Origin of the sequence: Occultella aeris, assembly GCF_902703175.1 — a bacterium.
GTDB lineage: Bacteria > Actinomycetota > Actinomycetes > Actinomycetales > Beutenbergiaceae > Occultella > Occultella aeris.
The window spans coordinates 80,548-91,966 of sequence record NZ_CACRYJ010000066.1 but is presented as its reverse complement, the minus strand read 5'-3'; the positions used below and the strand labels follow the sequence as shown (position 1 = coordinate 91,966).

6 protein-coding genes and 3 rRNA genes are annotated in these 11,419 nt (G+C 66.0%); all 9 read left to right on the top strand.

The window, feature by feature from the left end; all coding sequences use genetic code 11:
* Positions 1-801, top strand: a 16S ribosomal RNA gene (locus HALOF300_RS23235); the annotation flags it as partial.
* Positions 802-1,166: 365 nt separating this feature from the next.
* Positions 1,167-4,290: ribosomal RNA gene (locus HALOF300_RS23230) — 23S ribosomal RNA — on the top strand.
* Positions 4,291-4,375: 85 nt separating this feature from the next.
* Positions 4,376-4,492: ribosomal RNA gene (rrf, locus tag HALOF300_RS23225) — 5S ribosomal RNA — on the top strand.
* Between the two features lie 1,133 nt (positions 4,493-5,625).
* On the top strand, positions 5,626-6,696 hold the full coding sequence (locus HALOF300_RS23220) for a hypothetical protein (RefSeq protein ID WP_156743260.1): 1,071 nt from the start codon (positions 5,626-5,628) through the stop codon (positions 6,694-6,696).
* Entirely contained in the window at positions 6,693-7,772 is a 1,080-nt protein-coding gene (locus HALOF300_RS23215) for an HAD-IIA family hydrolase (protein ID WP_156743259.1), read from the top strand. The genes HALOF300_RS23220 and HALOF300_RS23215 overlap by 4 nt, the downstream gene beginning before the upstream one ends.
* Before the next feature lie 47 nt (positions 7,773-7,819).
* Positions 7,820-7,996: a hypothetical protein gene (locus HALOF300_RS23210; RefSeq protein WP_156743258.1), complete on the top strand. Its 177-nt coding sequence runs from the start codon at positions 7,820-7,822 to the stop codon at positions 7,994-7,996.
* Between the two features lies 1 nt (position 7,997).
* Positions 7,998-8,837: a TlyA family RNA methyltransferase gene (locus HALOF300_RS23205; RefSeq protein WP_154793749.1), complete on the top strand. Its 840-nt coding sequence runs from the start codon at positions 7,998-8,000 to the stop codon at positions 8,835-8,837.
* The gene (locus HALOF300_RS23200; protein ID WP_156743257.1) at positions 8,834-9,682 is read left to right on the top strand and encodes an NAD kinase; all 849 of its coding nucleotides are present in this window, start codon (positions 8,834-8,836) and stop codon (positions 9,680-9,682) included. The genes HALOF300_RS23205 and HALOF300_RS23200 overlap by 4 nt, the downstream gene beginning before the upstream one ends.
* On the top strand, positions 9,679-11,415 hold the full coding sequence (recN, locus tag HALOF300_RS23195; RefSeq protein ID WP_156743256.1) for a DNA repair protein RecN: 1,737 nt from the start codon (positions 9,679-9,681) through the stop codon (positions 11,413-11,415). The genes HALOF300_RS23200 and recN overlap by 4 nt, the downstream gene beginning before the upstream one ends.
* Positions 11,416-11,419: the final 4 nt, after the last annotated feature.

Genomic DNA, 11,419 nt, shown 5'->3' with positions numbered 1-11,419 from the left:
ACTACTGACGCTGAGGAGCGAAAGCATGGGTAGCGAACAGGATTAGATACCCTGGTAGTCCATGCCGTAAACGTTGGGAACTAGGTGTGGGGTCAGTTCCACTGATTCTGTGCCGCAGCTAACGCATTAAGTTCCCCGCCTGGGGAGTACGGCCGCAAGGCTAAAACTCAAAGGAATTGACGGGGGCCCGCACAAGCGGCGGAGCATGCGGATTAATTCGATGCAACGCGAAGAACCTTACCAAGGCTTGACATACACGAGAACGTGTTAGAGATAACGCACTCTTTGGACACTCGTGTACAGGTGGTGCATGGTTGTCGTCAGCTCGTGTCGTGAGATGTTGGGTTAAGTCCCGCAACGAGCGCAACCCTCGTCCTATGTTGCCAGCACGTAATGGTGGGGACTCATAGGAGACTGCCGGGGTCAACTCGGAGGAAGGTGGGGATGACGTCAAATCATCATGCCCCTTATGTCTTGGGCTTCACGCATGCTACAATGGCCGGTACAAAGGGCTGCGATACCGCGAGGTGGAGCGAATCCCAGAAAGCCGGTCTCAGTTCGGATTGGGGTCTGCAACTCGACCCCATGAAGTCGGAGTCGCTAGTAATCGCAGATCAGCAACGCTGCGGTGAATACGTTCTCGGGCCTTGTACACACCGCCCGTCACGTCACGAAAGTCGGTAACACCCGAAGCCGGTGGCCCAACCCTTGTGGGGGGAGCCGTCGAAGGTGGGATTGGCGATTGGGACGAAGTCGTAACAAGGTAGCCGTACCGGAAGGTGCGGCTGGATCACCTCCTTTCTAAGGAGCACTGGCCGGCCCTGGTCTGATCGCCCTTCGTGGTGGTTGGAGGGGGAAGGTTCAGGTACCACTGCCCGGACGGATGTTCCGGGGTGGTGCTCTCGGGTGGAACATCGATGGAACGGCCCTGTTGGTTGGGCTGCTCGCGTTAGTACAGCTCGCTGCTCTTTGGGTGGTGGGTGGGAACGGGTGGGTGGTTTGGTTGGGGGGTCGGTTGACACACTGTTGGGTCCTGAGGGAACGGGCGAGAGTCTTGTTTCTTCGTTCGGGCCATGCGCCTGCCGGCACGGTTGTGCCGGTTGGGGGTGTGGGACCGCCCGTAGCTTGAGAACTGCACAGTGGACGCGAGCATCTTTGATTTTTGTGGTACAAGTTTTTAAGAGCATACGGTGGATGCCTTGGCACCAGGAGCCGAAGAAGGACGTAGTAGCCTGCGATAAGCCTCGGGGAGTTGGCAAACGAACCTTGATCCGAGGATTTCCGAATGGGGAAACCCAGCCGGGGTCATGCCCGGTTACCCGCATCTGAACACATAGGGTGCGTGGAGGGAACGTGGGGAAGTGAAACATCTCAGTACCCACAGGAAGAGATATTCCGAGAGTAGTGGCGAGCGAAATCGGATCAGGCCAAACCATTGGTGTGTGATAGCCGGCGGGCGTTGCATCAGTGGGGTTGTGGGACTTATCAGTTCGTTCTGCCGGACGGACGGGGAGTCAGAAAGCTTTGTGATAGTCGAATGGTCTTGAAAGGCCAAGCATAGTGGGTGTAACTCCCGTAGACGAAATCGCATGGCCTCCCGATGAGTATCCCAAGTAGCACGGGGCCCGAGAAATCCCGTGTGAATCTGTCAAGACCACTTGATAAGCCTAAATACTACCTGGTGACCGATAGCGGACAAGTACCGTGAGGGAAAGGTGAAAAGTACCCCGGGAGGGGAGTGAAATAGTACCTGAAACCGTGTGCTTACAATCCGTTGGAGCCTCCCTAGCAGGGGTGACAGCGTGCCTTTTGAAGAATGAGCCTGCGAGTTAGCGGTACGTGGCGAGGTTAACCCGTGTGGGGAAGCCGTAGCGAAAGCGAGTCCGAATAGGGCGACACAGTCGCGTGCTCTAGACCCGAAGCGAAGTGATCTATCCATGGCCAGGTTGAAGCGCGGGTAAGACCGCGTGGAGGACCGAACCCACCTAGGTTGAAAACTGGGGGGATGAGCTGTGGATAGGGGTGAAAGGCCAATCAAACTTCGTGATAGCTGGTTCTCCCCGAAATGCATTTAGGTGCAGCGTCACGTGTTTCTTGCCGGAGGTAGAGCTACTGGATGGCTGATGGGCCCTACAAGGTTACTGACGTCAACCAAACTCCGAATGCCGGTAAGTGAGAGCGTGGCAGTGAGACTGCGGGGGATAAGCTTCGTAGTCGAGAGGGAAACAGCCCAGACCACCAGCTAAGGCCCCTAAGCGTATGCTAAGTGGGAAAGGATGTGGAGTTGCACAGACAACCAGGAGGTTGGCTTAGAAGCAGCCACCCTTGAAAGAGTGCGTAATAGCTCACTGGTCAAGTGATTCCGCGCCGACAATGTAGCGGGGCTCAAGTATACCGCCGAAGCTGTGGCATTCACATTTTTACCCGGCCGGCACTCTTGTAGTGTTGGTCCAGGTGTGTGGATGGGTAGGGGAGCGTCGTGTGGCGAGTGAAGCGGCGGAGTGATCCAGCCGTGGACGCCACACGAGTGAGAATGCAGGCATGAGTAGCGAATGACGGGTGAGAAACCCGTCCGCCGAATGACCAAGGGTTCCAGGGCCAGGTTAATCCGCCCTGGGTAAGTCGGGACCTAAGGCGAGGCCGACAGGCGTAGTCGATGGACAACGGGTTGATATTCCCGTACCGGCGAAGAACCGCCCATACCGAGCCCGGTGATGCTAAACACCCGAAGCTTCCTAGATCCTCTTCGGAGGACGTGGTCGTGGAGCGTGTGACCCGAACCGGTAGTAGGTAAGCGTATTAACAGGGGTGACGCAGGAAGGTAGCCCAGCGTGTCTTATGGCTTGGCACGTCCAAGGTTGTAGGGCGAGGTATAGGCAAATCCGTACCTCATATAGCCTGAGAACTGATGGTGACAGCGTATGCTGGATGATTGGGTGATCCTATGCTGCCTAGAAAAACCTCGGCGCGAGGTTCTAGCCGCCCGTACCCTAAACCGACTCAGGTGGTCAGGTAGAGAATACTAAGGCGATCGAGTGAATCGTGGTTAAGGAACTCGGCAAAATACCCCCGTAACTTCGGGAGAAGGGGGGCCTGAGGCGTGAACACACTTGCTGTGGGAGCGTTTGAGGGCCGCAGAGACCAGGGAGAAGCGACTGTTTACTAAAAACACAGGTCCGTGCGAAGTCGCAAGACGATGTATACGGACTGACGCCTGCCCAGTGCTGGAAGGTTAAGAGGACGGGTCAGCCTTCGGGCGAAGCTCAGAATTTAAGCCCCAGTAAACGGCGGTGGTAACTATAACCATCCTAAGGTAGCGAAATTCCTTGTCGGGTAAGTTCCGACCTGCACGAATGGCGTAACGACTTCTCCGCTGTCTCAACCGCGAACTCGGCGAAATTGCACTACGAGTAAAGATGCTCGTTACGCGCAGCAGGACGGAAAGACCCCGGGACCTTTACTATAGCTTGGTATTGGTGTTCGGTACGGCTTGTGTAGGATAGGTGGGAGACTATGAAGCGGGCACGCCAGTGCTTGTGGAGTCAACGTTGAAATACCACTCTGGTCGTTCTGGATATCTAACCTCGGTCCGTAAGCCGGATCAGGGACAGTGCCTGGTGGGTAGTTTAACTGGGGCGGTTGCCTCCTAAAATGTAACGGAGGCGCTCAAAGGTTCCCTCAGCCTGGTTGGCAATCAGGTTTCGAGTGTAAGTGCACAAGGGAGCTTGACTGTGAGACTGACAAGTCGAGCAGGGACGAAAGTCGGAACTAGTGACCCGACGGTGGCTCGTGGAAGCGCCGTCGCTCAACGGATAAAAGGTACCCCGGGGATAACAGGCTGATCTTGCCCAAGAGTCCATATCGACGGCATGGTTTGGCACCTCGATGTCGGCTCGTCGCATCCTGGGGCTGGAGTAGGTCCCAAGGGTTGGGCTGTTCGCCCATTAAAGCGGTACGCGAGCTGGGTTTAGAACGTCGTGAGACAGTTCGGTCCCTATCCGCTGCGCGCGCAGGAAATTTGAGAAGGGCTGTCCCTAGTACGAGAGGACCGGGACGGACTAACCTCTGGTGTGCCAGTTGTTCCGCCAGGAGCACGGCTGGTTAGCTACGTTGGGAAGGGATAACCGCTGAAAGCATCTAAGCGGGAAGCCTGCTTCAAGATGAGATTTCCATAGGGCTAGTCCCTGAGAGGCTCCCAGCTAGACTACTGGGTTGATAGGCCGGATGTGGAAGTGAGGACTCAAAGACTCATGGAGCTGACCGGTACTAATATGCCGATAACTTGACCACACAAAAAAGTCAATACCTGTGTGTTACGCGTCCACTGTGCGGTTCCCGAGATACGGTCGGGAAACCGAGAACATCTCCATAGAGTTACGGCGGTCATAGCGAGGGGGAAACGCCCGGACCCATTCCGAACCCGGAAGCTAAGCCCCTCTGCGCCGATGGTACTGCGTGGGAGACTACGTGGGAGAGTAGGACGCCGCCGGACAACACTTAGACAAGGGCCACCCCACACCGGGGTGGCCCTTGTCGCATTTTCAGGTACTTTTGGATCGCATCACTGAGCGGGCATGAAGGAGCACGATGTCGGACGAGCGACCTGACCGCGGCGAGAACGCCGACGGCCGGAAGCCACGTAGCAGTGGCGAGGGCGGCTCTCGAGGCCCCCGGCGCGATGGTGCCGGCGCGTCCGGTGCCAGGTCCCCGCACGGGAGCGGCTCCGGCCGGCCCCGCGATGGTGAGCGACGCGAGTGGAAGCCGCGCGATGGCCAGAGCTCGGGGCGCCCTCCTCGTGATGGTGAGCGGAGGTCCTTCGATTCGAGGCCGCCTCGTGACGGTCAGGGATCGACAGATTCCCGTGCTCCTCGCGATGGGGACCGAGGTTCTTACGATTCTCGTCCGCCTCGTGATGGTGAGCGGCGCTCGTATGACTCGCGTCCTCCTCGTGATGGTGAGCGCAAGGCGTATGACTCGCGTCCTCCTCGTGATGGTGAGCGCAAGGCGTATGACTCGCGTCCTCCCCGTGATGGGGACCGTCGCGGCTATGACTCGCGCCCTCCCCGTGATGGTCAGCGGTCCGGCGATTCGCGTCCGCCTCGTGAGGGTGAGCGACGGTCGTATGATTCGCGTCCTCCCCGTGATGGGCAGCGTGGGTCGTACGATTCGCGTCCTCCCCGTGATGGGGACCGTCGCGGCTATGACTCGCGTCCTCCTCGTGAGGGTGAGCGACGGTCGTACGACTCGCGTCCTCCTCGTGATGGGGACCGTCGCGGCTATGACTCGCGCCCTCCTCGTGATGGTCAGCGGTCCGGCGATTCGCGTCCTCCCCGTGAGGGTGAGCGCCGTTCCTACGACTCGCGTGCCCCGCGTGATGGTCAGCGGTCTGGTGACTCGCGTCCGGGCCGTGATGGCGAACGTCGGGAGTGGAAGTCTCGCGACGGCCAAGGCTCCGGTCGGCCGCCGCGATCGGATCGGCCCGGGGGCTCGGGGCGTCCGGGCTCGGACGACTCGCGTCGTCCGCTGCGCAGCGCCGATCGCCGCCTCGACAGTCGTCCGCCGCAGAGCGAGCGGGTGGCGGCGCCGGAGATCGACGAGGACGTCGTACCTCAGGACCTTGATCCCGTGGCACGGCAGCGACTGCGGACCCTCTCGAAGGAGAACTCTGATGAGGTCGCTCGTCACCTCGTGATGGCCGGCCGTCTCATGGACCTTCGCCCCGAGGAGGCCTACGAGCACGCGCAGGCCGCACTCCGCCGAGCGGGCCGGGTGGACATCGTCCGCGAGGCGGTCGCCCTCACGGCCTACGCCACCGGGAACTACGCGGAGGCTCTCCGTGAGCTGCGCACCGTTCGCAGGTTGAGCGGCATCGATGCGCACCGCGCGATCGAGGCCGACTGTGAGCGTGGACTGGGGCGCCCTGAGCGCGCCCTCACGCTCGCTGCTGCCGAGCCCAGCCCGGACATGACCGACGTGGATCGCGTGGAGCTCGCGATCGTGGCGAGTGGTGCGCGACTCGACCTTGGCGAGACCGAGGCAGCACTGCTCACTCTGGACACGCCCGTAACCGCGGCCGTGACGGACCCCGAGTTGAAGCATCGGCTGGACGAGGCTCGTGTGGAAGTGCTGCGGGCTCTGGGCCGCGAGGACGAGGCGGACGCGCTCGCTGCAACACTGCCGGTACCCAGCGAGGACGAACTCGAGGACGACGGCGTGGAGTTCGCCGAGGTGCCGTACTCGACGGCCGAACTCGAGGCCATGGCCGCTCAGGTCGCGCAGCAGGAGGAGGCAGCCGAGCGCGAGCGCGCGGCGCGCGCCCAGCAGCGACTGGACCTGGCAGCGGAGCAACAGGCCGAGGAGGAGGCCGAACTCGATCGGGCATCGGCGGGCGATTCGGACGTCGAGCCGGCCGACGTTTCGCACGTTGAGGAGGATCCAGACGGCGTTGCGCAGACCGACCGCGAGGTGGATGCCGAGCCGGACCCGTACCTCGTGGACGACGTCGAGCCAGTGGACGACGTCGACCCTGTGGTTGAGGTTGAGGTTGAGGTGGAGGTCGAGCGGATGGTTGACGCTGAGCCGGACTCCGAGCCCGTCGCCGACCCCGGCCTGGTCGTCGATGCCGAGCCGGACCCCGAGCCCGTCGACGAGCCCGGGTCCGCTCTTCCGAGCGAAGCCGCCGAGGACGGGAAGTGACGACTGGCGCCACCTTGCTCGGCTCGAGCGGGCCGCTGCAGAACGCCTACGACGTCGCCCTCCTCGACCTCGACGGCGTCGTGTATCGAGGCGCGCTCGGTGTTCCGCATGCGCCGGAGGCGGTGATCGGCGCCCGAGCCGCAGGCATGCGGGTCATGTACGTGACGAACAACGCCGCGCGCGCCCCGCAGACCGTCGCAGATCACCTGACCGAGCTCGACATCCCGACCCGCGCCGACGAGGTCACCACGGCCGCCCAGGCGGCCGCGGCACTGGTCGCCTCCGAGGCGGACGCGACGACCCGGGTGCTGACCATCGGTGGTGACGGGCTCCGGCAGGCGATGCTCGCCGAAGGGCTCACGGTCGTTGCCTCCGCGGACGACGCGCCCACCGTCGTGGTCCAGGGCTTCGCACCGACCCTCGGCTGGACGGACCTCGCCGAGGCCGTGTACGCGATCCGTGCGGGTGCCGGATACATCGCCTCGAACCTGGACGCGACCCTGCCCACCGACCGCGGCATGGCTCCCGGGAACGGCTCGCTCGTGGCGGCCGTCGTGCACGCCACCGGTGTCACCCCGCGTTCGACCGGCAAGCCGCAGGCCTCGATCTTCCACCAGGCCGCCCGCCGCTCCGACGCCGAGCGCCCGCTCGTGGTCGGCGACCGGCTGGACACCGACATCGCCGGTGCCCGGGCCGCCGGCTATCCGAGCCTGCACGTGCTCACCGGCGTCGACCAGATCACCGAGGTGCTCCGGGCCGTCCCGGGGGAGCGGCCGACGTTCCTCGCCGCGGACCTACGTGGCCTCGCCCACGCACACCCCGAGCCGCACCGGCGCCAGGGAGCCTGGACCTGTGGCGCGGCCGCCGCCCGCGTCGATGACGCGACGCTCATCCTCACCAGGGTCGGCGGCGAGCTCACTCTGACCGCCGGATCGGACCCCACCACCGTCTCCCTGGACGAGTTCCGCGCAGCCGCCGCTGCGGCCTGGGCGGCCAGCGACGCCGTCGGCACTGCCAGAGCCGACACCTCCGTACTGCCCGCCGACTTTCCACCGTTGCGCCTCGCCTCCGAGTGAGCGCGTCGCGGGGCAGGTAGCGTGGGTCAGGCGAAGGGAGAACGACCGTGCCCCCCAGTGACGACACCGTGTACGACGAGCCGGCCGAGTTCGACGACCCCGAGATCGAGGCCGCCCTCACGGCTCTTGGTGGCATGTCCGAGGCGCCGCTGAGCCAGCACGTCGAGGCGTTCGAGAACGTGTACCGGGTGCTCCAGGACCGGCTCACCCAGGCCGAGAACTGACGTGGCGCGTCGGGCGCGCCTGGATGCCGAGCTGGTCCGCCGGGGGCTGGCCCGGTCGCGTCAGCATGCCGCCGAACTGATCGACGGCTCCCGCGTGCTGCTCGACGGCACGACCGCCACCAAGGCGGCCACCCAGCTCGACCCGGCCCAGGCCGTGCGCGTCCTGCCGCCGGCCGAGGGCATCGAACCGGAGTACGCCTCCCGGGGAGGCCACAAGCTGGCCGGAGCGCTCGACGCCCTCGCCGGCGCCGCCCCACGGGTCGCGGGTCGTCGCGCCCTCGACGCCGGCGCCTCCACCGGCGGCTTCACCGATGTGCTGCTGCGGCGTGGCGCCGCCCATGTGGTGGCCGTGGACGTCGGGTACGGCCAGCTCGTCTGGGAGCTTCAGACCGACGAGAGGGTCACCGTCCGGGACCGCACGAACGTCCGCTCCCTCACCCCCGCCGACGTGGCCCCCGCACCGGAACTCGTGGTCGGGGACCTCTCCTTCATCTCGCTGACCCTGGTGCTGCCCGCGCTGGTCGGCGCCGTCGCCCCGGACGCCGACTTCCTCCTGATGGTCAAGCCGCAGTTCGAGGTGGGCCGGGAGCGGCTCGGTTCCGGGGGAGTGGTGCGCGATGTCGCCCTGCACGCCGACGCCGTGCGCACCGTCGCCCGCGCCGCGGCCGAGCTCGGCCTGGCCCTGCGGGCCGTCGTGGCCAGCCCGCTGCCCGGGCCGAGCGGTAACGTCGAGTACTTCGTCCACCTTCGCGCCGGCGACGGCGTGTTCCCGACTCCGGAGGAGATCGACGCGATGATCGCGGTCGCCATCGAGAACGGCCCCGCGGGGTCGGCGCCATGAGCCGCCGGGTCCTGATCCTGACCCACCCGACCCGGCCGGCTGCGGTGCACACGGCGGAGTCGGTGGCCTCGGGACTACGGGACCGGGGGATGACCCCGATCGAGGAGTCGGAGGTCGACGACGGCGACATCGAGCTCGCGATCGTGCTCGGCGGGGACGGCACGATCCTGCGTGCCGCGGAACTCATCCGCGGCCGCGAGACCCCGCTGGTCGGCATCAACCTCGGCCACGTGGGGTTCCTCGCCGAGTCCGAGGTGGACCGGGTCGCCGACGTGGTGCGCCGGGCCGCCGAGCGGGACTACGTCGTCGAGGAACGGATGACGCTGGACGTGACCGTGCAGCGACCCGACTCGGACGAGCTCCACCACGGCTGGGCCATCAACGAGGCCAGCGTCGAGAAGAGCGAGCGCGAGCGGATGATCGAGGTGGCCATCGGCATCGACGAGCGCGGCCTGTCGACGTTCGGGTGCGACGGCGTGGTGCTGGCTACGCCCACCGGCTCCACCGCCTACGCGTTCTCCGCGGGCGGCCCGGTGGTCTGGCCCGACGTCGAGGCCATGCTGCTCACCCCGATCAGTGCCCACGCGCTCTTCGCCCGGCCGCTCGTGGTCGGCCCGGACTCGCGCATGTCCGTGGAGATCCTGGCCCGCAGCTACTCCTCCGCGGTGGTGTGGTGTGACGGCCGACGGCGGATCGACGCCCCGCCCGGCTCTCACATCGACGTGGTCCGCGGCGCCGAGCCGGTGCGGCTGGCCCGGCTCAACCTGGCCCCGTTCACCGACCGCCTGGTCGGCAAGTTCAACCTCCCGGTGGCCGGCTGGCGGGGCGGTCGGGAGGCGCCATGATCGAGGAGATCCGCATCGAGAACCTCGGTGTGATCGTGTCCGCCCGGATCGAGCTCTCCCCGGGCCTGACCGTCATCACCGGGGAGACCGGCGCCGGCAAGACGATGGTACTGACCGGGCTCGACCTGCTGCTCGGCGGCAAGGCCGACGCCGGTGCGGTACGCCCCGGCGCGGACACCGCCTCCGTGGAGGGCCGGCTCGTGCCCCCGAGTGGCCACCCGGCGCTCGACCTCGCTGCCGACGCCGGTGCACTGCTCGACGACGACGCCCTGATCGTGCTGCGAACGGTGGCCGCAGCCGGACGCTCGCGTGCGCACCTCGGCGGCCGCACCGTCCCGCAGGGCCTCCTCGCGGACGTGGGCGCCGAACTGGTGACCGTGCACGGGCAGAGCGACCAGCTTCGCCTGCGGTCCAGCGCACACCAGCGCCAGGCACTCGACGCGTTCGCGGGCCCTGAGCACCTCGACACCCTGACGGCATTCACCCAGGCCCACACCCGCCGTCGGGCACTGGAGCACGAGCTCGCGGCCTGGGACGCCGAGGTCGAGGACCGCCGCGCCGAACTGGCCAGGCTCGAACGCGACCTGGAACGCATCGACGCCCTCGAACCCGTGCCCGGCGAGCTCGCCACGCTCCGGGACGAGGCCGAACGGCTCGGGAACGTCGAGGAGCTACGGCTGGCCGCGGAGCAGGCGCACGCCGCACTGGCCGGCACGGAGGACACGCTGGAGGCGCCGAACGCAGTCGCTCTGGTCGAGGCGGCACGCCGAGCCCTCGCCGCCGCGGAGGGCTTCGATGCCTCGCTCGCGGACTGGTCCGCCCGACTGGCCCAGATGTCCTACCAGCTCAGCGACCTCGTCACCGAGATCAGCAGTTACGCCAGCGCCCTCGAGGCGGACCCGGATCGGCTCGAACGGGTACACGACCGGCGCTCCGCCCTCGGCGAGCTGACCCGCGCCTACGCCGACCCGGGCGACGACGATCCCCTCGCCGCCGTGCTCGCCCACGCGGCCTCGGCTCGGGAGCGGATCGGAGAACTCACGGCACCGGGGGCCGGCCGGGACGCGCTCGAGGCCAGGGCCGCCGAGGCCACCGAGGCCGAGTCGGCCGCCGCCGCGGCCCTGACCGCCGGACGCCGGGATGCGGCGGCCAGGATGGCCAGTGCCGTGAACGCCGAGCTCGCGGGGCTCGCCATGGGTGGCGCGAGCATCGAGGTGCTCCTGACTCCGCGCGAGGAGCTCGCCGGGTGGGGCGCCGAGGACGTCGAACTGCTCCTGGTCGCCCACCGCGGGGCGCCCGCACGCCCGCTCGCCAAGGGCGCCTCCGGCGGTGAGATGTCCCGCGTGATGCTGGCGATCGAGGTCGCACTCGCCCGGGAGCAGGCGACCTCCACCGATCGCGCGTTGCCCACGTTCGTGTTCGACGAGGTGGACGCCGGCGTCGGCGGACGGGCCGCCGTCGAGGTGGGTCGCCGGCTGGCCGAGCTGGCCCGCCACACCCAGGTGATCATCGTCACCCACCTGGCTCAGGTCGCCGCCTACGCGGACCGGCACGTGGTGGTCACCAAGACCACGCACGACGGTGCGGATGCGGTGACGAACAGCGACATCCGTGAGGTGCTGGGCGCCGAACGCGAGGCCGAGCTGGCCCGCATGCTCAGTGGCGACGCGGACTCCGACACCGCCATGCGGCATGCCGCAGAACTCCTCGAACGAACGGGCGTGGGACCATAGGCTC

Excerpts from the sequence above, each read along its gene's own strand:
- HALOF300_RS23200 (WP_156743257.1), top strand. The coding sequence starts at position 8,834 with ATGAGCCGCCGGGTCCTGATCCTGACCCACCCGACCCGGCCGGCTGCG.
- recN (WP_156743256.1), top strand. The coding sequence starts at position 9,679 with ATGATCGAGGAGATCCGCATCGAGAACCTCGGTGTGATCGTGTCCGCC.